Source organism: Companilactobacillus ginsenosidimutans, assembly GCF_001050475.1.
GTDB lineage: Bacteria > Bacillota > Bacilli > Lactobacillales > Lactobacillaceae > Companilactobacillus > Companilactobacillus ginsenosidimutans.
Genome location: NZ_CP012034.1, coordinates 2233644 through 2253739 on the forward strand (window position 1 = coordinate 2233644; position 20096 = coordinate 2253739).

Annotated in this window: 22 protein-coding genes; 13 read left to right on the top strand and 9 right to left on the bottom strand. The window is 38.4% G+C overall.

The window, feature by feature from the left end; translation table 11 throughout:
* Positions 1–27: 27 nt before the first annotated feature.
* Positions 28–1158 (bottom strand): CAP domain-containing protein, encoded by a 1131-nt coding sequence (locus ABM34_RS11130; RefSeq protein WP_048705780.1) that lies wholly within the window; start codon positions 1156–1158, stop codon positions 28–30.
* Between the two features lie 183 nt (positions 1159–1341).
* Between ABM34_RS11130 and ABM34_RS11135 the strand changes: the two genes are divergently transcribed.
* Entirely contained in the window at positions 1342–1974 is a 633-nt protein-coding gene (locus ABM34_RS11135) for a MerR family transcriptional regulator (protein WP_048705782.1), read from the top strand.
* Between the two features lie 446 nt (positions 1975–2420).
* On the opposite strand, the gene ABM34_RS11140 is transcribed toward ABM34_RS11135, so the two are convergent.
* Positions 2421–3275: a MurR/RpiR family transcriptional regulator gene (locus ABM34_RS11140; RefSeq protein WP_048705784.1), complete on the bottom strand. Its 855-nt coding sequence runs from the start codon at positions 3273–3275 to the stop codon at positions 2421–2423.
* A gap of 133 nt (positions 3276–3408) precedes the next feature.
* Between ABM34_RS11140 and gnd the strand changes: the two genes are divergently transcribed.
* The 4 genes from gnd (at position 3409) to ABM34_RS11160 (ending at position 7787) form a co-directional block, all read left to right on the top strand.
* A complete protein-coding gene (gene gnd / locus ABM34_RS11145; protein WP_048705785.1) occupies positions 3409–4308 on the top strand; it encodes a phosphogluconate dehydrogenase (NAD(+)-dependent, decarboxylating) in 900 nt (299 codons plus the stop codon).
* Positions 4309–4326: 18 nt separating this feature from the next.
* Positions 4327–5877, top strand: coding sequence for a gluconokinase (gene gntK / locus ABM34_RS11150; RefSeq protein WP_048705786.1), 1551 nt, complete (start codon positions 4327–4329; stop codon positions 5875–5877).
* A gap of 69 nt (positions 5878–5946) precedes the next feature.
* A complete protein-coding gene (locus ABM34_RS11155; RefSeq protein WP_048705787.1) occupies positions 5947–7299 on the top strand; it encodes a gluconate:H+ symporter in 1353 nt (450 codons plus the stop codon).
* Between the two features lie 74 nt (positions 7300–7373).
* A complete protein-coding gene (locus tag ABM34_RS11160; RefSeq protein ID WP_048705788.1) occupies positions 7374–7787 on the top strand; it encodes a fluoride efflux transporter FluC in 414 nt (137 codons plus the stop codon).
* 17 nt (positions 7788–7804) lie between these two features.
* Here the strand turns inward: ABM34_RS11160 and ABM34_RS11165 are convergent, their stop codons facing one another.
* Both ABM34_RS11165 and ABM34_RS11170 read right to left on the bottom strand, forming a co-directional pair.
* Positions 7805–8191, bottom strand: a complete 387-nt coding sequence (locus ABM34_RS11165) for a winged helix-turn-helix transcriptional regulator (protein WP_048705789.1) — start codon at positions 8189–8191, stop codon at positions 7805–7807.
* A 70-nt stretch (positions 8192–8261) separates the two neighbouring features.
* On the bottom strand, positions 8262–9446 hold the full coding sequence (locus tag ABM34_RS11170) for an MFS transporter (protein ID WP_048705790.1): 1185 nt from the start codon (positions 9444–9446) through the stop codon (positions 8262–8264).
* 121 nt (positions 9447–9567) lie between these two features.
* Between ABM34_RS11170 and ABM34_RS11175 the strand changes: the two genes are divergently transcribed.
* Together ABM34_RS11175 and ABM34_RS11180 are read left to right on the top strand one after the other, a co-directional pair.
* Positions 9568–9909 carry a fluoride efflux transporter FluC gene (locus ABM34_RS11175; protein WP_048705791.1) on the top strand — a complete coding sequence of 114 codons (342 nt, stop codon included), beginning with the start codon at positions 9568–9570 and terminating at the stop codon, positions 9907–9909.
* 9 nt (positions 9910–9918) lie between these two features.
* A complete protein-coding gene (locus ABM34_RS11180; protein WP_048705792.1) occupies positions 9919–10344 on the top strand; it encodes a DUF805 domain-containing protein in 426 nt (141 codons plus the stop codon).
* Between the two features lie 533 nt (positions 10345–10877).
* Here ABM34_RS11180 and ABM34_RS11185 read toward each other — a convergent pair.
* Complete coding sequence (locus ABM34_RS11185; RefSeq protein ID WP_048705794.1) at positions 10878–11744, bottom strand: NAD(P)-dependent oxidoreductase; 867 nt, start codon at positions 11742–11744, stop codon at positions 10878–10880.
* A gap of 131 nt (positions 11745–11875) precedes the next feature.
* Between ABM34_RS11185 and ABM34_RS11190 the strand changes: the two genes are divergently transcribed.
* Positions 11876–12736, top strand: a complete 861-nt coding sequence (locus ABM34_RS11190; protein ID WP_232298595.1) for a YitT family protein — start codon at positions 11876–11878, stop codon at positions 12734–12736.
* 38 nt (positions 12737–12774) lie between these two features.
* Here ABM34_RS11190 and ABM34_RS11195 read toward each other — a convergent pair whose 3' ends face one another.
* Positions 12775–13416 (bottom strand): SDR family oxidoreductase, encoded by a 642-nt coding sequence (locus tag ABM34_RS11195; protein WP_048705797.1) that lies wholly within the window; start codon positions 13414–13416, stop codon positions 12775–12777.
* 95 nt (positions 13417–13511) lie between these two features.
* Here ABM34_RS11195 and ABM34_RS11200 point away from each other — a divergent pair, with 95 nt between their 5' ends.
* Entirely contained in the window at positions 13512–14276 is a 765-nt protein-coding gene (locus tag ABM34_RS11200; protein ID WP_048705799.1) for an NAD(P)H-dependent oxidoreductase, read from the top strand.
* A gap of 716 nt (positions 14277–14992) precedes the next feature.
* Here ABM34_RS11200 and tpx read toward each other — a convergent pair.
* The 3 genes from tpx to ABM34_RS11215 all read right to left on the bottom strand — a co-directional run bounded on the left by tpx (position 14993) and on the right by ABM34_RS11215 (position 16719).
* The gene (gene tpx, locus ABM34_RS11205; RefSeq protein WP_048705800.1) at positions 14993–15487 is read right to left on the bottom strand and encodes a thiol peroxidase; all 495 of its coding nucleotides are present in this window, start codon (positions 15485–15487) and stop codon (positions 14993–14995) included.
* Between the two features lie 91 nt (positions 15488–15578).
* On the bottom strand, positions 15579–16385 hold the full coding sequence (locus ABM34_RS11210; protein ID WP_048705802.1) for an SPFH domain-containing protein: 807 nt from the start codon (positions 16383–16385) through the stop codon (positions 15579–15581).
* Positions 16386–16395: 10 nt separating this feature from the next.
* Positions 16396–16719 (bottom strand): type II toxin-antitoxin system antitoxin, encoded by a 324-nt coding sequence (locus ABM34_RS11215; protein WP_048705803.1) that lies wholly within the window; start codon positions 16717–16719, stop codon positions 16396–16398.
* Between the two features lie 130 nt (positions 16720–16849).
* Between ABM34_RS11215 and ABM34_RS11220 the strand changes: the two genes are divergently transcribed.
* The 4 genes from ABM34_RS11220 to ABM34_RS11235 all read left to right on the top strand — a co-directional run bounded on the left by ABM34_RS11220 (position 16850) and on the right by ABM34_RS11235 (position 20096).
* Positions 16850–17386: a GNAT family N-acetyltransferase gene (locus tag ABM34_RS11220; protein ID WP_048705804.1), complete on the top strand. Its 537-nt coding sequence runs from the start codon at positions 16850–16852 to the stop codon at positions 17384–17386.
* Between the two features lie 72 nt (positions 17387–17458).
* Positions 17459–17965, top strand: coding sequence for an LPXTG cell wall anchor domain-containing protein (locus ABM34_RS11225; RefSeq protein WP_048705806.1), 507 nt, complete (start codon positions 17459–17461; stop codon positions 17963–17965).
* A gap of 141 nt (positions 17966–18106) precedes the next feature.
* Positions 18107–18883, top strand: coding sequence for a WxL domain-containing protein (locus ABM34_RS11230; protein WP_048705808.1), 777 nt, complete (start codon positions 18107–18109; stop codon positions 18881–18883).
* A 127-nt stretch (positions 18884–19010) separates the two neighbouring features.
* A complete protein-coding gene (locus ABM34_RS11235) occupies positions 19011–20096 on the top strand; it encodes a DUF3324 domain-containing protein (protein ID WP_048705810.1) in 1086 nt (361 codons plus the stop codon).

The window sequence follows — 20096 nt, forward strand, 5'->3', positions numbered from 1 at the left end:
AAGCCGACGTGCGTCGGCTTAATCAATTTAATTACTATTTGTGGTAGATTGTTCAGTTGCAACCTCATCAGAAGTATTTCCAGGAACACCGTTGCCTTTTTCTGAGAAAGTTTTGAACGTATAAGTATAGCTTGGCATATTATCACTATTTAGTCCACTCACAGCGACTTGATATTGCGAGTGATCGTTAATTGTGACATTAGCAGGTGGTAAGAAACTGAGAACAGTGCTTGCGTATGCTGCACTACCAAAGGAACTAGGAGAAACTGTACCAGTAGTTCCATCAGTTAAATTAGTTACAGTAATAGTAGATGAATCTGTCACGATATCTTTTAGTTGAGAAAATGTGATCGACCAAGGAATTTGAGTTGTACCGCTGTCTGCAGTTAATTCTTCAACTGGGAAAAGTCCATCACCTGGATAATTTACAGTTGCAGCAGCTGGGGCCCTATATTGATCAGCACCATTTTTCACTAAGACACTTTCATATGTACGTCCAGCAGTAGCCTTAGCAATTCCCACACCAACAGTTGATAAGAATGGTGACAAGAACCAGGCACGGTGTCCAGCATCCATTCCAGAAATATTAGTGTTATCAATCATCAATTCACGGATAGGTGAGCTAATTGATTTAGGAAATCCAAAGTACAGATTACTAGAAGCAGTTCCAAAAATAGCACGATTCCAATATAAATCGGGTAGACCAATAGGTTTAGTAGTATTAGTAAGTCCATGCTGATCTTTATACGGATCAGATTCCGCATCAGCCATAACGGCAGATGAAATCTGAGCCAAAGTATTTGAATCGCCATATGATGTAATTGCTGGTAGTCCAGATAATGAACGATAATAATTAATCCAAGCGACAGATTGATTTATCGTTGAAGGTGCCAAAACACCAGGGTTAAAGGTATCAGCAAAAACAGGTGTCTCAGTATAATCTGGAGTTTCAGTGTCACCAGCCGTGAGATCAGCGTATTGTTTTTGATAAGCCATAACAGTTTCTTTTTCAGAAGTTATATAGTTAGTATTAGTTTGATTAGTGGCTGTGACAGTTGCACTATTATCAGCCGCGTCGATAGTTTGGATGGGTGTTGAAACGGAAGTAGCAAGTAGTAATGCTATAACGGCTCCAACAAACAATCGATTCCTCTTCATATTTTATCCTCTAAAAATGTATTTTTACTCTTATATTATAACGAATTTTTCGGTAGAATTGTACATTAGGTGCATATCGTTATAAATATTTTCATTTTATTGGAATATTTGTTTTTATTAGTTGATATAATGAATTATAATTTTTATAATTAAATGGAGAGATTAGCTTGGGGGAATGGCATTTTGACAAATACTAAAACGAATAAATTTTTAACGCCGGCTCAGGCAGCCGATATATTGGGGATCAGTGTTGCCACACTGCGTAAATATTCATTAATTGTCGAACATTCAACAAATGACGGAGGTTATTTCGAACGTAACAAACAAAATAACCGTCTGTACACACAGAAAAATCTTGATGACTTTAACAAGATGGTTGAATTAGGACACGGACCAAAAATGACACTACAGACTGCAGCAGCACAAATATATCCAGTATCAGATGCAGCCAAAGCAACAAATGGGGACAATAACGGCACAACACATAATGCTCAAGTGGCAAATTTGGAAAACACTATCAAAGAGTTGCGAGCAAACATCGAGCAACAAGACAGAGTAATCCAAAACTTAAGCAAAAAAGTAATAAAACTCCAAGAAGGCAAAGCAGACGACAATACAAAATCTGAAAAAGACACCAAATATTCAGAGTATCTAGCAAAAGTCCGAGACGCCAAAGCCAAAAAAGACAAAGCAGATAGTGTAAAAACATCAAGCAGTTCAAAAGATGGAGAAAATTCAAAACTACAAACACTAGTTAACATGCAAGTCGGTGAACAGAAAAAAGGCAAACATTGGTGGGATAGATTCATGAAATAAAAGAGCCAAAAACAAAACGAACTTGACCCATGCATATAAGATGGCCATAGCGGAGAGGGGTGCGTAACACCCCCGCAGCTCTGGACAGCTTATATGTGTGGGTCAGTTTTGTTTTTAGCGTTTCAAAACTAGAGCCAAAAAAAACACGCACTTAAACACGGAACATAAGACGCCCATAGCGGAGAGGGGTGCGTAACACCCCCGCAGCTCTGAGCGCCTTATGTGTAGTGTTTAGTGTTTTTTTTAGCGTTTCCGCAACATAAAAGTGAACAAAGGAGAAAACAAATCATCCTAAAAAAAGTTCGTTCACCACAAACACACAAAATTAAATCAATCTGTAACAAACAGTGAACCAAGAACTTGATCCAAGAACCTAACCAAAATAAAGAAAGGCCACATCCAAATGGATGTGGCCTTTTCCTTAGCCCTAAAACTTGAATACCAATCTACCCCTTACCAACTCTCGTCTGATTAATAGTATCCCGAATCTCCTTAAACACAGAGCTAGTCTGCTTTTCATCATGCACAGCAGTAATCATAAACAAAGTATCCACCAAACTAATCTGAGCGATAATAGCATGCAAAGCCTCATTCTGATATTTAGTCTCATCGGAAATAGACAACAAGCAAACATCAACTAAGTTAGTCAAAGTAGAATTCCCGTAACTAGTAATACCAATAATCTTCACATGATTTTTTCTAAGCTCAGAAACAATCTGCAAAGTATCCTGATTTTCTCCACTGTGAGAAATAACGACTGCACAATCTTGATCAGTCATCTTAGTAGCCATCATCAGTTGCATATGAAAATCCATCGTAAAATAAGGCTTCTTATCAGAACGCAAAAATTTATGAAATCCATCTTGTGCCACAATACCAGAAGCGCCAATTCCGAAGAATCCAATGGATTGGCAGCTATCAATGATATCGGTTGCTGCTTTTAATTGATCCTCAGTCAAAACCTGTTCAGTCGCAGTCAAGGTAGATATATTACCATTGAATATTTTCTGAGTCATAGCTAAGTATGAATCGTTAGCAGTTATATCTTGAAAAAGTGTGCCGTTGTTTTGTTCACCAGATGTTAGCAAGCTTAATTTGAAGTCTTGAAAACTTTGATAACCTAACATCTTTGCAAATCGAGAAATTGAAGATATAGAAACATTAGCATCTTCAGCCAAGTCATTAATCGTCAGCCCAGAATCAAACGTGTTGTTTTCTAAAATGTAATCTGCAATTTCTTTATATGTTCCCTTGAGATTATGATAGTAGCTTTGTATAACGTAATTTATATTATTTGCCATAGTATTTTCTCCGTGATTATAAAGTACCACATAATTTATATAAAGAAAATATTTTTCATGATATTAGTTGATTGTTGAAAAATATTTTCGTATAATGAATTCTGTTGAAAGCAATTACATGGGAGATGTACATATGAAATTAGCAATGATTGGTTTAGGTAAGATGGGAATCAACCTAACAGAAAACTTAATTAGGAACAACAATTCGGTTGTGGCCTTTGATTTAAACGAAGACTCAAAGAAAGATGCAGCTAAATTAGGGGCAGAGGTTGCCGACAGTTTAGAAGATGCAGTCGTAAAATTAGATCAACAAAAAATTGTTTGGGTAATGTTGCCAGCCGGTAAACCAACTAACAGTACCATCGACCAACTTAGTCAATTGCTAAATAAGGATGACATTGTTATTGATGGTGGAAATACATTTTACGAAGACTCACTTCGTCATAACGAAATTTTGAAAGCTAATGGAATTAACTTTTTCGATGCCGGAACTTCTGGTGGTATGAGTGGCGCAAATCATGACGGAAACTTCATGATTGGTGGCGACAACGCTGAAGTATTCAAGACAATTGAACCAATTTTTGAAGGAATCGCTCAAAAAGATGGTTACCTATATACCGGAAAAGCTGGTTCAGGTCACTACTTAAAGATGGTCCACAACGGTATCGAATATGGAATGATGCAATCAATCGCTGAAGGATTCGATGTTTTGGAACACAGTGATTTCAACTATGACAACGAAGCAGTCGCAAAAGTTTGGTCAAATGGCTCAGTTATTCGCGGCTGGTTGATGGAATTAGCAGAATCAGCTTTCTCAAAGGACCCTCAATTAGATGAACTAAAAGGTGTCATGCACTCATCTGGTGAAGGTAAATGGACATTGGACGAAGCCTTGAAGCTTCAAGTTCCAACACCTGTTATCGCCCTTTCATTGATGATGAGATATCGTTCAATGGAAGACGATACATTTACTGGGAAAGTCGTTGCAGCATTAAGAAATGAATTTGGCGGACACGACGTCGACAAGAAGTAGAAGCAGGAGGAAATACTAATGGATTATATGATTGGTGCCGATATCGGTACAACTAGCACAAAAGCAGTTTTGTATGACATGAAGGGTAAAGTTATCGCCTATGCCAACAAGGGTTATCAATTATATCAAGATACACCCGATATGGCTGAAGAAGATCCAGAAGATATTTTTGATGCGATTGTCGAAGTCCTTGGTCAAGTTATTCGTAAGGGAAAAGTTAAACCAGGTGAATTGAAGGGCGTTTCGTTCTCATCAGCCATGCACAGTTTGATTTTGATGGATAAAGACGATCAACCTTTAACACGCGCTATTACTTGGGCTGACAACCGTGCTGCTAAGTATAGTGAAGAATTGAAAGATAACGGTCAAGGTGCAGAAATTTATGCGAAGACCGGTACTCCGATTCATCCAATGGCACCATTGTCAAAAATTCTTTGGTTGAAAAATGAGAAACCAGATTTATTCAATCAAGCTAAGAAATTTATTGATTTGAAAACTTATGTGTTTTTCCGTTTATTCGGAGTTTACAAGATGGAATACTCAATTGCTTCAGCAACTGGTATGTTCAACATCTTCGACTTGAAGTGGGAACCACAAGCACTCGAATTACTCGGATTGACTGAAGACCGTTTGCCAGAATTAGTTGAACCAACTGACTCAATCAAAGGAATCAATCCAAGTTATGGAAACCTATTAAATATTTCAGAAGACGTACCATTTGTCTTTGGTGCTAGTGATGGTGTCTTATCAAACCTTGGTGTTAACGCGATCGGCCCTGGTGTCGTAGCAGTCACAATCGGTACTTCAGGTGCCGTTCGTGTAGTTGTCGATAAACCAGTTGTTGATCCAAATGGTAGATTATTCTGTTATGCCTTAACTAAGGACAAGTGGGTCGTTGGTGGACCAGTTAATAACGGTGGAATTGTCTTCCGTTGGGTTCGTGATCAGTTATTTGGACCAGAAAAGATTACAGCTGAACAAATGCAAGTTTCTTCATATGATATTTTGACTCAAATTGCTGAAAAGATTCCAGCTGGTTCAGATGGATTATTATTCCATCCCTATCTGGGTGGAGAACGTGCTCCAATTTGGAATGCCTACGCACGTGGTTCATTCTTCGGATTAACGCGTCAACATACACGTGCTCATATGGTCCGTTCAGCTCTTGAAGGTATCGTCTACAACTTGTACATGGTTATGTTGATGATTGAAGGAGTTGCTGGCAAGCCTAAGAGCATTCAAGCTACAGGTGGATTCGCACGTTCAGCACTTTGGAGACAAATGCTGGCTGATATTTTCGAACAAGATGTTACTATTCCAGAAAGTTTTGAAAGTTCATGTCTTGGAGCAGCTGTTCTAGGGATGTATTCATTAGGCTACATTGATGATCTTTCAGAAGTTAAAAACATGGTTGGTGTTACAAATGTTCATCACCCTGAAGAAAAGAATTTTGAAGTATATCGTGAATTACTACCAATCTGGATTCGTCTATCAAAGACATTGTCACCAGAATACAAGAGTATTGCTGAATTCCAGAAGAAACATATGAAAGAGCACCAAGAAAAATAACTCGTCTAACGACGAGTTTTAATAATAATCGGAATGTAAACGGTTACTTAAATTAGGGAGGATTTTCTTATGCCATTTCTTGTCTTAGTATTAGGAATTGCTTTGTTACTATTCTTAATTATCAAGGTTAAGTTAAATACTTTTGTATCCTTGGTTGTTACGTCAATCGCTGTAGGTATTGGTCTTGGTATTCCCATGACCAAAATAGCCACCAGTATCCAAGATGGTATTGGTAGTCAATTAGGTGAATTGTCAATTGTCTTCGGTTTCGGAGCCATGCTCGGTAGGCTGGTTGCTGACGCCGGTGGTGCCTATCGAATTGCCCACACATTAATTCAAAAATTCGGTAAAAAGAGATTACAATTAGCTATTGTTTTAGCTTCATTTATTATCGGTATTGCTTTGTTCTTCGAAGTTGGTATGGTTCTGTTAGTTCCAATCGTCTTCGCAATCGCCATTGAAGCTGGAGTTTCAATTATGTACTTGGGAATTCCTATGGCAGCTGCACTTTCGGTAACTCACGGATTCTTGCCACCACATCCAGCACCAACAGCTATTAGTGCAGTGCTTGGTGCCAGTGCAGGACACGTCTTACTTTACGGAATTATCGTTGCCATTCCAGCAGTTATTATCGCTGGACCTTTGTACACCAAAGTTGCTAGGAAAATTGTTCCAGATGCCTTTGATAGAACAGGTAATTTGTCAGCATTAGGTCCTCAAAAAGAATTTAAACTTGATGAGACACCAGGATTTGGTATTTCAGTTCTAACATCATTATTCCCAGTTATCTTGATGGCCATCACAACTATTTATCAACTAGTATTTAACGGCGGACATTTGCCAAAGAACCCAACAATGTTGGATTCCATCATTGCTTTTATTGGTACACCAGCAATTTCAATGACAATCTCACTATTAATTGCCATGTACACAATGGGTTGGGCACGTCGTTTCAAAACACCACAAATCATGCACACAGTTGAAGAAGCTGTTAAATCAATCGCCATGTTGCTACTAGTAATCGGTGGTGGTGGAGCCTTCAAACAAGTCTTAATTGACGGTGGAGTCGGTGATGCCGTAATGAACTTGTTCTCAGGAACAAACATGTCACCACTAATTCTAGGTTGGTTAATCGCCGTAGTCCTAAGAATCGCCTTAGGATCAGCCACAGTCGCATCACTAACAGCAGCCGGATTAGTTCTTCCACTAATGCAGTCAGCTGGAGTAAATCCAGCCTTGATGGTATTAGCAGTCGGAGCAGGATCACTTGCCGCATCACACGTTAACGATGCCGGATTCTGGATGTTTAGAGAATATTTTGATTTAACAATCAAAGAAACATTACTTACATGGACAGTTTTGGAAACCATCATTTCCGTAGTCGGAATAATCGGAGTCCTATTACTAAGTCTCGTATTGTAAACACCAAGAGGTCGTCGAAAGATGGCCTCTTTTTTGGTATGCTTAAAAGATATTAAATTCAAGGGATGTTCCTTATGAAAAAGTTTTACACGTTTTTGATTATTTTTATTGGCGCTTCAATTGGTGGTAGCTTGCGCTATTTAATCGGTCTAATGTTCACTGTTAGTTCAGGCTTTCCGTGGGGAACACTCTTCGTGAATTTGACAGGAGCATTCGTATTGCCACTATTGATCCACTATTTGCATGATAAATTTCACTTGCAAGTTGACACAGTTTTATCGTTAACAACAGGTTTACTTGGGGCGTACACGACATTTTCAACATTTACGGCTGATACTTATAAGTTGTTTCAGACATCAAATTACATGATGTTGTCCGGATATTTGATTGCCACATTGTTAGGTGGATTCCTATGCGCTATTTTTGGTAACTACTTGGCTGCCAATTTGGCCACAAAAGAATATTTGCGCGAAAAAAAAGAAAGCTAGGATTTTTATCCTGCTTTCTAATTAGCTTTTTCTTCGATGTCAGTTTCTGGATCATCATCAAGTAAAACTATTGATTCGCCATTTTTTCGACGACGACAAATATCTTCTTCACCCCATTTACATAGTTGAAATAGAAGGTCATTCAAAGTTTTACCGTAATCAGTCAATGAATATTCCACTTTGGGTGGGACTTGTTCATAAACTTTTCGATTGATGATACCACTATTTTCCAGCTCGCGAAGTTGCTCGGTTAGAACTTTCTGAGTGATATTGGGGATGACACGACGTAATTCGCCGGTTCGCATCGTTCCACGTTTAAGATGACAGAGAATGAGTGGCTTCCATTTTCCACCAATGACATCAATTGTTGCTTCAACTCCAATGTTATAAACGCATTGTTTCAAGTGAATTTCCCCTTTACATGTTGGTATGATTGAATTTCATATTAACATGTTAATAAGAGAAATTACAGAATTATTGTTTTTCAGCGGAAACGCTGCGCATTAGATAGAAAATCAGTAAGATTCCGATTACTAACATTGCGATTCCCATCCAAGGTGTCATCGCAATCATATCGTTTGAAGCTGCGAATCCACCGACAGTTGAGCCGATGATAATTCCAATGTTGAAAGCTGAGATATTTAATGATGATGCTAGATTAACTTCAGAAGGTGTTAGTTCCTCTGCCAACTGCAACATGTAAAGCTGTAATCCTGGAACGTTCATGAAGGCGAACAATCCCATTAGAAGTACCGCAACAAGCCCAAAGTAGTGCGTATTTAGACTAATCCAAACGAGGAATAGAGCGACTCCCAAACCAACAAACATTTTTAACAAAGCATTTAGTGGTTTGACATTGGCAAGTCGACCACCAAGAGTATTTCCTATGGCGACCGCTAGTCCATAAACAACTAGGATGATGACGATAGCACTGTCAGACCAGCCCATTTGGTTTTTTAAAATTGAAGAAATGTAAGTATAAACTGGGTAAGTTGCACCATAGCCTAAAGCAGTTATCAAGATGATCAACAACAATTTTGGTTGTTTCAAAATACGCCAGAAACCACTGGCATTACTAGGTTGAGCCTTTGGTAAATTCTTTGGAACGAGGATAATGCTGCCAATCATTCCAATTAATCCTAAGAGGATCAAGAAAATAAATGAGCTACGCCAGTTTAAAATTTGACCAATGTAAGTTCCTAGTGGAACACCGGTAACCGTTGCAACTGTTAATCCAGTGAACATTACCGCAATTGCTGATGCTCGTTTGTTAGGTGCAACCACATCTGCAGCAACAACTGAAGCAATCGTCATAAATAAGCCGTGTGCTAAAGCGGATATAATTCTACCTATTAGTAAGATGATAAAAGTAGGTGCCAATGCGGCAATCGTGTTTCCGATGATGAAACTTATCATGATGCCAATTAGCAAATTTTTACGATTAAATTTTGTAGTCAAAGTAGTTAAAATCGGTGCTCCAAGCATGACTCCCATGGCGTACAAAGAAACAGTCAAGCCTGCTTGGGCAATTGTTACATCAAAAGATTTGATAATTAGTGGCATAATTCCAACACTGATGAACTCGGCACTTCCGATGGCGAAGGCACTAATTGCCAAAGCTGCTAAAGTCCATGTTGGAGAAATTTTTTTATTTTGCATGTTTTTCACTCCCTATGTTTAATATCTAAACGACAAAAATTAATTATAAGGGTGAAAAAATTTTAAACAATTACGCACTTAAAAGTGGGATAGGTACTTAAAAGTACTCATGGAGGAAAATATGAACGTATTGTTAGTAGCGCTTGGATCAACAGTCGGCGCATGTTTTAGAAATGAGCTTACTGTTGCATCTCGAAAGACTAAAATAGATTTTCCATGGATGACTTTATTGATTAATATTGCAGGTTCGTTCATTTTAGGGCTCGTAACTGCTAAAATTAATAACAAAGCTATGTTGTTGTTTTTAGGTACAGGAATTTGCGGTGGATTCACAACATTTGGTACATTCAATTTTGAATTAAGTCAGTTGTGGTTCCAAAAGCGGTACGTGAGCTGTTTTGTATATTTCATTGCCGCATATGTATTTGGAATATTAGGATATATAATTGGAATGCAATTTTAAGAGGTAATTATGGAAAAAGAAATTTGGAATGAAAGTGGAAAGCCAGGATTGGTTTCATCTACTAAGTTATTTTTTAAAGATTTATTCGTTGGCGCTAAAAGAATTAGTCGTGCTGATTTCTGGTGGGGCTATCTTGGAACGACCATCTTTTTTGCAGTATTAATTGCGTTGTTTGTTTGGACGGTTACTTTAATGCCAATCAGTGATTATTATTGGAGCGCTATTTTAGGTGTCGCTGCTGCTATTTCATTTGGATATTATTTGATTGCTATTTATAATGCTGGAATTCGCCGTTTGCATGATGTTAATTTGTCTGCTTGGTGGATGTTGTTGCTGCTATTGCCTGGTGTTGGGTATTTGGTCTTGTTGGTTTTGTGCAGTTTGGAGCAGCGTGTTGAGGGTAACAGGCATGATATGGTTTTGAATGAAGCCTAAGTATTAGTTGGTTGATGTTCACTTCCGATTCCGGAAGAAAATCGATTTTACGGCCTGGAACGCTGCCGACGCCATTTGAAGGCTTTTCAAAGTGCGAAAAGTCTCCAAACTGGTCTTTTACTAACCCGACTTCGTCGGCTAAGTAAAATTTGGCGGCTGAGGCCAAATCGATTTTCTTCCTCCATCTGGGGTTGAGCTGGAATTTATTTGGGCTCATATCTGTTTTGGATTTTTGAGTTTATTGTTTGTATGCGTGCTCTGTTTGGGGTGAAACCTTAGGCCCTAAGACATTTAAGGAAGAATTGAAGTTAAAAACTTAAAGAGCGTGGAGAATTTTTCTTCTCTACGCTCTTTTTTGGAGGGTTTTATTTTTATTTGTGTTACGTTTGCCTCTTTTATAGTAGAAACGCCCAAAAGCACACTGAGTCCGAGGTCCTAAGTCATCCAGGCTGCGGGGTGTTACGCACCGCCTCTCCGCTATGGGCTTCTTTAGGACCCGGCCTCAAGGGCGTGTGCTTTTGGGCTTCGCTTTTTTACCACCAAAGTTTAACAAGTGCTTGTGTTCCTAAATCTCCAAGTCCTTTATCATCGACTAATTCTTCATAAAGTTTTTCTGCTTGTTTGGTTGCGGGTAGGTTTAGTCCCATTTTTTTACTTTCATCTAATGCTATTCTCAGATCTTTTAGGAAGTGTTTTGAATAAAATCCTGGTTTGAAGTCTCCGGATAGTATTCTTGGGACGTAGTTTTCCATGCTCCAGTTGTCGGCTCCTCCGCCTTCTAGGGTGGTTAGGACGTCTTGGAGGTTTAGGTTGGCTGCTTTTGCGTATACTAACATTTCGGTTAGGCCGGTCATCGTTCCTGCTATCATTATTTGGTTGGCCATTTTTGTATTTTGTCCTGCTCCGTAACTTCCGAAGTAGTGGTTGGATTGGCCTATTATTTCCCAGATTGGTTTTAGTTCTTGGTAGGATTTTTTTGATCCACCGACCATGATTGTTAGTTTACCGTCTCTAGCGCCTACATCACCGCCGGAAACGGGAGCATCTAAACATTCTACTCCCATTGATTCAGCTTTTTTACCTAATTCTTTAGCTAGGGTGGGGGTGCTTGTTGTCATGTCTACTATGGTTTGGCCGGATTTTAGACTGGCAAATATTCCGGTTGATTCGTCTAGGTATACATCTTTGACATCTTGAGGAAAACCGACCATAGTAAAGATGATATCGACGTTTTCGGTTAGTTCTTTAGGGTTCTTGAACCATTTGGCTCCGGCTTTTAAAAGTGGCTCGGCCTTTGATTCAGTTCTTGTATAAACTGAAACGTCATAGTTAGCTTTCAATAAATTGTTAATGATTCCACTGCCCATGACACCAGTTCCAACAAATCCAATTTTTTCCATTGAAATTACCTCCGAAATGACTGATTATAAAATTAACATCAGTTTAACATGTAAATTTGTAAAACTGCATAAAGCCGTCTTGTGAAATCATATTAACATGTAATATAATTTTAAGAATACATAATATGGGGGTGGCTGCATTGGCCATTTTTAAAGGTTATCCAAAACAAATTTTAGCAGCTGTTTTCTACGGAATTACCTCAGCTATGGGAATTCAGTTATTGCTGCAACCGTCAAAAATCTATACCAGTGGCGTCATGGGTGCGTCACAACTGCTCGTCAACTTGCTCGATAAATTCGTGCACCTAAGCACCGAAGTTTATTTCTGGTATTTCTTACTCAACGTACCATTAATAATCTTGTCATGGAAGAAGTTAGGGAAAAAGTTTACTGTCCTATCACTGATTTCAATTGTGTCAGCTTCCGTATTTATATTATTCATTCCTTTGCACCCAATTACAAACGATCCAATGTTAGCTTCAATTTTTGGTGGAGCAATGGTCGGAGTTGGTTCCGGTGTTTGTTTCCGCTACGGATTTTCAACCGGTGGAACAGATATTATCGCTTTAATTATCCAAAAGAGTCGTGGCGGTACAGTTGGCCAAGTGGGATTCACAGTTAATGCAATTATCATCGTCATCGCCGGAATGGTATTCGGCTGGGAATTAGCTTTATACAGTATGGTTTCAATTTTTATTACGAATATTGTTATCGACAGAATGTACATTCAACAACAAAAAATTACCGTGGTTATATATTCACATAGCATCGATGAAATTTCTAAAGAGTTGTTGAAGACACTTAACCGTGGAATTACCATGGATTACAATTTGACCGGAGCATATTCAGGAGAACAAATTGGCTCAATGACAATGGTAGTCACGAAGTTCCAACTTTTCTTCATTAAACAAACAGTTCAAAAAATCGATCCAAATGCGTTTATTAACATCCAACCAACAATTGGAATAATGGGTAAATTCAGCGACAACTAAAAAATCCAAGACATTTGTCTTGGATTTTTTGTTGGAAATTATTTAATTGCATCGGTAATAGGTTCGTCACCGGTTGCGAATTCATATTCTTTTTTAATTGTTGAAGGTGTCTCGATTACTTGCATGATGGCTTTTGCAACATCTATACGAGGTACGGATCCAGCTTCGTTTTTACCAGTGAGTTTGATTTTTCCAACTGATTCTTCATCAGTCAACCCACCTGGGTGAAGGATTGTGTAATCCAAATTTGTACCACGCAAGTGTTCATCAGCATAATGCTTTGCGATGTAGTAAGGTCTGATACCAGAGGCTTCCCACTTACTACGATTTTCACTGAACATTGCACTGACCATGATATAACGCTTGATACCGACGGCTTCAGCAACCATCATAGTTTTAATTGCACCATCGAGATCGATTTCCATTGTTAAATCGTAACCAGCGCCACCGGCACCTGCCGTGAATACAAGAACATCAGCGCCTGAAGCAACAATTGAATCGTGAATTGAATCAAGTGAAGCTGTCAAATCAATAAATTGTGTTGGAATATTGTTAGCTTGATAAGCATCAATTTGCTTTTGACTACGTAAACCAGCAACGAAATCAATGTTGTGTGATTGTAATTCACCAATTAATAAATGACCTACTTTACCGTGTGCACCAATAATAAGTACTTTCATATGCAAGACCTCCCATTTACCTTAACTGTACCAACAAAAAATAAATTTTGCTAGTATAAACAATATCGTTATAATTGTAAGAGAGGAGGATGCCCATGAAAATATTAGGTATATTAGCATCGCACAAAGAACACGGTCTCAACGCAGAATTGCTAGACAATGTTTTAGACAACGTCGATGAGGGTGTTGAAACAGAAACAATTTATTTGGAAAATTATGACATTACACCTCATAAATATCACCAAGAGAACGAAGTATTGGATGAATTATCTCAGAAACTCATGGATGCTGACGTTTGGGTTTTCAGTGCACCAACATATTGGCGAGAGGCACCAGGGTTATTGAAGAATTTCTTCGATTGTATGCGACCAAAATTCGTATACTTCAAAGAAAATGGTGATACGATCCCTGGACCATTCAAAGATAAACACTACTTGAGTCTCTCATCTTGTTATATGAGTACGACCGAAAACTTCCTAACCGGGATCACAGACGAGACATTCAAGACAATTGATCGAGTAATGTCAGCAGCCGGAGTAATCAAAACCGGCGAAATCGTCCTACCAAACACATTTGGAATGAAAGAAATTCCACAGAAGAAGAAAGATTTGTGTGCAAAGTACGGTCACAAGATTTCACAAAAACAAGAAAAGGATGATTTAACCATGAAAAGATATATTCAACTATTCTTCATGATTGCAGTCATGGCCCTAGTAACCATGGGAATCCAAGTACCATTAAAAGCAATCATGCCAATGGATAATTTCTGGATCAACTACGCCAGTTTCACCGTAATATTCTTCGTTCTACTCGGTGCAATTCTGCATTACGTAACATTTGTTAAGCATCGTAGACGTTAAGATTTTTTTGTATGTTTTTAGTTTGAGTACAAGTGTAATTTCGATAAACGGGTTTATGGCAATACTTCTTGTGGGGTATTGCTATTTTTGTGGGTTCACTGCCGTCCTCCGGTCAGGTTTTTGGGGGCCGTGGACGCTGTGGGCACGTTCGGAATCCACAGTGCGGTATCCCGAAGCGGCCTTCTTGTAAGCATGCCCTTTGGCATGCAAACAAGAATATCACGGCTTTGGCCCCCAAAAACCTGACCTGCGGACTAGGGACTCAGATGTATTGCTTGTTTGGGTGGGGTGGGATGTTCACTTCAATGTTTCTGAATACTGTTAGTTGCTGGGGAAGACATATTATAATTTGATTATGAAATATATTTGTAAGCTAGTTGAGTCCTAACCTAAGGAACGGATTTGAATTAGACTGGTTCGAATATAGAACATCCATGAAATCAGTCCAATAAAAAAAGAGAAACACCAAATGTACTGGAGTTTCTCAGTTGAATTGAGATGTAAATGTTATCTAGCCCGTAGGTTCGTTTCGCCGGGGGTGCAGCCGTGGAGTTGTTGTTGACGTGCCATGGGGCGCGTTTACAACAAAGGTGAGTTTTGAGATTTTTCGGGCTTTGAAAAAGCTCAAAATCGCCTCACAGCGTTCCCATCCCCCGCCGAAACTAACCGGAGGGCGACAGTGAACATCAACAGCTGCAATCAACGACGACCAAACTCTAGTTCATTTCGTTTAGTTGATCGAGAACCTTGTCATAACTTGGCTCGTTTGTTTCTTCTGACAACACCTCAGAGTAAATAACCTGCTTGTTAGTATCAACAACCCACACCGAACGAGCAAGAATACCCATATCGTTAATCAAAAGATTAGTACTCTTACCAAAGTTTTGGCTAACATCAGAAAGCATCTTCATGTTCTTAACGCCTTCAGCTGCACACCAATTACTTTGTTCTTCTATAGTATTAGTCGAAATAGTAACAAAATTGATTTCCTCGTGGCCGTCAACTTCGCTGTTAAATTTCTTAGTTTGAATGCTGCAAACACTGGTATTAATATTTGGAACGACACTAATTAGAAGCGGCTTGTCCAAAAGGTCAGTGAGCTTAACCTTGTTATCATCCTTATCCTTGACCGTGAAGTCTGGGAAAATGTCACCAACGTAAGGAGCCTCGCCTGATGTAGTAACTGCCTCGCCTTTAAATGTTAAATCCATAAAATTCACACCTTTCTTTTACCTATTAAGTATAGTGGAAATCAATTTTAAAAAACAGAAATATGATTACGTTTGCAAAAATGTTTATCCATTAATTTTCTAACATTTTCTTCATTATTGGAACCTTGCCTAAATCACTAATCTGGTCTCCAGAGACTACGACGGTATTTGCTGGAGAATTAGCTAATTGGGAGAAGGCATTGATTGTTTGATTTTGGAAATAACCTTCTTTAGCTTGGTTCAAACTTTCGTTCATTTGACCAATACGATAACTTTCTGCATCAGCTCTTGTTCTAGTAGCTTTAGCTTGAGCCTCAGCAGTAGCAATCAAGGCATCATTTTTAGCTTTAGTAGTAAGTTCAATACTCTTAGCTTCGCCTTCAGCCTTAGCAATTGCGGCAATTCTTTCACGATCGGCTTTTAACTGCTTATCCATTGAATCTTGAATTGAGGCGGTTGGCTTCAACTCGTCAATATTAATACGATCAACGTTGATGCCATAAGTATTTGTTAAGTCCCCAATAGCAGTTGCGAGTTCCTGGTTAATTTTTGAAGTTGATCCAAGAGCTTCATTTAAGTCCATACGACCGATGATATCACGTAAATGACCACGAACTAATTGTGACATTGACTCAACTGAATCAGTATTTTCGTAACGATATTTAACGGCATCTGTCACATGATAGTTCAATGTTACACTAGCGCGGACATCGGCGTTATCTTTTGTAATAATGGAGTAATCAGGCAGTTTGAGTGGATTCATGGCTAAACTGACTGCATAAATTTTTTGAATGAACGGAACGTAAAAATGTAATCCTGCATCAACACTGTGGTGATATTTACCTAAAAGTTCAACAAGTCCTTTATGATTTTGATGTACTATTTTTATACCAAACATATTAATCTCCTTATTTAAGTTCTTCTAATGTAAGTATGTTTCCGTTTGCCTCTATAATAGTGTATAAACTATCTTCATTAATCGACTTCGTGTTTGCCAAGATATAACGGTAATAGATTCCGTTGACTGAAACGAGACCACTATCAGTTAAAATGTCACTCCCTTGGATAGTGCGTCCAACAAACTGTCGGCCTTCTAATGATTCGTTCTTGGTGCTTTTTTCAAGAAGGTGCACTATGTAATTGTTAACACTGCGACTTTCGGTTTTTGCTCGAGCAGCAATTTGATCGTACAAAGCTTGATCAAGTCTTAATAGAAATTTTTTATCTGCCATATCATAATGATATCACTATGATAGTATTTTGTGAAATTGTGAAACCGCTTATATTCATTATTTAGTTTACTTTTTCAATCAAATGATTTATAAATTTTTATATAATAAATTATCAGAAAAGAGAATCAGCATGGAATTGACTGGTGAAAAAATTATCATAAGAAACTTTGAAGAATCGGACTTTGAAGTCTTCTCACAATTAGTCCAAGATCAAAGTAATCACGAAACAGCAGGATTAGAATATTCATTAAATAAAAACAATTCGAGAGATATTTTTAATAAATATTTAGTTCTTGCCAACACTTATGTTATTGCTTTAAAATCGAGTCACAAGATGCTCGGCATTATTGAACTGAATGAACGGGGAGTATCTGATGGTTTAGACAAGACTAGAGAGATTGGATTTGTGATTTCTTCAGATCAACGAAACCACGGATATGCTAGTGAGGCTATTAAGCTCATGCTAAGTCATTCATTCAATACGCTGCATCTTACGGAAGTATGGGCTTCGGTGAAGACAACTAACCCTGTGCCGCAAGCTCTACTTTCAAAGTTAGGGTTTAAATACATTTATCAAGTCAGTCAGGATCCATTACATTTGGAATCTGAAGACAAGATGTTGAAGTATTATTTGCTTAAGAACGAAAACGGGGGCGTGAATGAATAATTCACCTGTTTTTTTATCAATTTATTTATCAATTGATAAATGAAAATTTATAAGGAAGGAGAGGATGCTATATTGCGAAAGGGATCACGGCGAAGAACCAATAATCGAGGCAAGGTTGCTTTAATGTTTGTCTGTTCATCAATCATTGTGGGAATGGTTGGTGGGTTGAGTATCAATATGGCCCAATCCGATACGGGCAAAAACCCTCAATTCATTGAGCAGTCGGGTTCTATGTATAAGAACTCCAACGTTTCCGTAGAAGTTGTCGACAAAAAAGGCAATGGAGGAAATGGGACAACCACCCATCCGGGTTCAAAACCCGGACTAAAGCCTGGTGGGAATCATGGTAGTGGATCAAATGTTGGCCACGGTGGTGATTCAAGTTCAAATAATGGAGCAAGATCTGGCAATAACGTGGATGGAAACGACGAGACACCAGCAGTGATCGTCGACGAATATGGGAATAACGAATTTCCACAAACCGGAGCCGAAAAAGATAATCTAAGCCTGATAGGAGCGGTGATGCTAGGGGCACCCGCACTATTACTCGCAGTCAAAAAGCTAATACAATTATCTTAATATCAAAATAAGGTTCAAAATTATATAAAAATATTCGAAAATAATGGTTTAAATTTTAAATTTATTCTGATAACATCGATTTGTAGTAAAAAAAGCAATACAAAATAAATTTTTGAAAAATTCTAGGGAGGAATTTTTAAAATGAAATATTCAAAAACAGCATTATTAAGCACAATCGCAGCAGCAGGTATGGTAATTAGTGGAATCGCTCCACAAACAGTTTCAGCCGCAACTTCAGCATATGATAATGAAGGCAAATTGGTAACAGGTGGACAATCAGTTAACATCGCTGATGGTGCTTATTCTGATCCAACACAAGGTGCTAAGGCTACTTCAACAGCGAATGTAACAGTAATTTCAGGTTTCCTTTCATTGGAAGCTGTTCCCGATTTTAGCTTTGGGAGAGCTATTTCAGGTTCAATTGCCAAACTAGATCAAGGTGAAGAACACGCCATTCCATCTGAAGACGGTAATTCAGACGGTATTCTCCGAGTTGTTGAATCTCGAGATAAGAAAACATCAAGCGATACTTCAAGCTCCAAAGCAACAAATCAGGGTTTCGAAGTCACAGCGACCATTGGTAAATTTACTGGAGATGACAATAAACCAGTTGATGGATTCATTTTAAACTTGGCTCCTCAATCATTTAACAATACTGATGGGAAACCAAGCGGTTTGTCAACAAAAGCACTTACTTTGAATCCAGATAATGACTCAACAGCAACAGGTAGTATTTTGAACGTTAAAGATACTGATGAGGTTAAGGGTAGTTATCAAGCTGTATTTAATTCAGCAAATGCTGCTACGTTGAAAGTTCCAGATGCTGCAACTGCAGGTAAAGATGGCAAAGATGGTATTTCAAAATATAAAGGTGTAATTACATGGACACTAAATGCTAAGGCATCAGGCACAGCATAAGCATAATTAAAAATTAAATTTTTATGTAACAAAACTCAAACCAAAGCATCAAAAAAAGCCACTACTATTTGTAGTGGCTTTTGGTTCGAATTGAAATTTTCTATATTTTAACCTATGGAGGGTACCGATGACACGACTTTTTAGAAAAATATTCCTTGGATTAGCACTTATTTTCAGTATTGTGGGCGCTATGAATTTTACCGAAATTGCTCAGGCTGGGACGTCTGGTGATTATACTTTGAAGCCTGCGACTGATAATGGATCTAAGGTTAATATTGACGGTGGATTTTACTTGATTAAGGGAAATCCTGGTGAGACGGTCGATGTTAAGGTAGATGTTTTCAATACTAGTGATACTGAAAGACAATTTATTGTTTCGATTAATACTGCATACACTAGTGATGATGGTCAGCCTGCTTATGATTCTAGCAAGGTTTCTGACCCTAATTTGAAGATTCAAATGCATAACTTGGTTCAAAATAATGGTCAGATTGTGGCTGTCGCTGGAAATAAGTCAACACAAGCAATTTTAAAAGTGAAGATTCCTGATCAACACTATACAGGCTTTTTGATGGGTGGATTGAACGTTCAACCTTATCATGAAAAAGCTAAGGGTACTGTTACCGAAAATGGTACGTTGATTAAGAACAAATTTAGCTATTCATTGCCAATTCAGATGGCACAGCTTGGATCACAAAACGATGATGTTAATTATAAAATTAATCGCGTTGTTCCTAAAATTGTAAATACTAGTGTCGGTAAAGAAGTTGGTGTGGCTGCAAATGTCGCCAACACTAAGAATGCTTTCTTACCAGATTTATCTTCAAAAGCAGTTATCACAAAGTATGGTGATTCTAAGTTCAAAATGACTGAAAAGAAGGATGGCCAGTCAATGGCGCCAACTTCTAACTACAATTACACAGTTAGCTGGGGCAAGACTCCTTTGCGTGCCGGAAAATATCACATCAAAATGACATATTCTGGAAGCTCAGTTAGAACTTGGGTACTCGATAAAGATTTCGTAATCACTGATGCACAAGCTGCTAAATATAACAATTTAGCCGGTCACAAGCCAAATTACTTGTGGCTATACATTCTACTCGGGGTGCTATTACTAGCCCTCATTCTCGGACTGGGCATCTTCCTAGGTAAAAAGAATAGCAAAGGTACAGAGAACAACAGCATGAATAGACGTTCTCGCAGACGACGTTAA

Excerpts from the sequence above, each read along its gene's own strand:
- ABM34_RS11130 (WP_048705780.1), bottom strand. The coding sequence starts at position 1,158 with ATGAAGAGGAATCGATTGTTTGTTGGAGCCGTTATAGCATTACTACTT.
- ABM34_RS11140 (WP_048705784.1), bottom strand. The coding sequence starts at position 3,275 with ATGGCAAATAATATAAATTACGTTATACAAAGCTACTATCATAATCTC.
- gnd (WP_048705785.1), top strand. The coding sequence starts at position 3,409 with ATGAAATTAGCAATGATTGGTTTAGGTAAGATGGGAATCAACCTAACA.
- gntK (WP_048705786.1), top strand. The coding sequence starts at position 4,327 with ATGGATTATATGATTGGTGCCGATATCGGTACAACTAGCACAAAAGCA.
- ABM34_RS11155 (WP_048705787.1), top strand. The coding sequence starts at position 5,947 with ATGCCATTTCTTGTCTTAGTATTAGGAATTGCTTTGTTACTATTCTTA.
- ABM34_RS11160 (WP_048705788.1), top strand. The coding sequence starts at position 7,374 with ATGAAAAAGTTTTACACGTTTTTGATTATTTTTATTGGCGCTTCAATT.
- ABM34_RS11170 (WP_048705790.1), bottom strand. The coding sequence starts at position 9,446 with ATGCAAAATAAAAAAATTTCTCCAACATGGACTTTAGCAGCTTTGGCA.
- ABM34_RS11175 (WP_048705791.1), top strand. The coding sequence starts at position 9,568 with ATGAACGTATTGTTAGTAGCGCTTGGATCAACAGTCGGCGCATGTTTT.
- ABM34_RS11180 (WP_048705792.1), top strand. The coding sequence starts at position 9,919 with ATGGAAAAAGAAATTTGGAATGAAAGTGGAAAGCCAGGATTGGTTTCA.
- ABM34_RS11185 (WP_048705794.1), bottom strand. The coding sequence starts at position 11,744 with ATGGAAAAAATTGGATTTGTTGGAACTGGTGTCATGGGCAGTGGAATC.
- ABM34_RS11195 (WP_048705797.1), bottom strand. The coding sequence starts at position 13,416 with ATGAAAGTACTTATTATTGGTGCACACGGTAAAGTAGGTCATTTATTA.
- ABM34_RS11200 (WP_048705799.1), top strand. The coding sequence starts at position 13,512 with ATGAAAATATTAGGTATATTAGCATCGCACAAAGAACACGGTCTCAAC.
- tpx (WP_048705800.1), bottom strand. The coding sequence starts at position 15,487 with ATGGATTTAACATTTAAAGGCGAGGCAGTTACTACATCAGGCGAGGCT.
- ABM34_RS11210 (WP_048705802.1), bottom strand. The coding sequence starts at position 16,385 with ATGTTTGGTATAAAAATAGTACATCAAAATCATAAAGGACTTGTTGAA.
- ABM34_RS11215 (WP_048705803.1), bottom strand. The coding sequence starts at position 16,719 with ATGGCAGATAAAAAATTTCTATTAAGACTTGATCAAGCTTTGTACGAT.
- ABM34_RS11220 (WP_048705804.1), top strand. The coding sequence starts at position 16,850 with ATGGAATTGACTGGTGAAAAAATTATCATAAGAAACTTTGAAGAATCG.
- ABM34_RS11230 (WP_048705808.1), top strand. The coding sequence starts at position 18,107 with ATGAAATATTCAAAAACAGCATTATTAAGCACAATCGCAGCAGCAGGT.
- ABM34_RS11235 (WP_048705810.1), top strand. The coding sequence starts at position 19,011 with ATGACACGACTTTTTAGAAAAATATTCCTTGGATTAGCACTTATTTTC.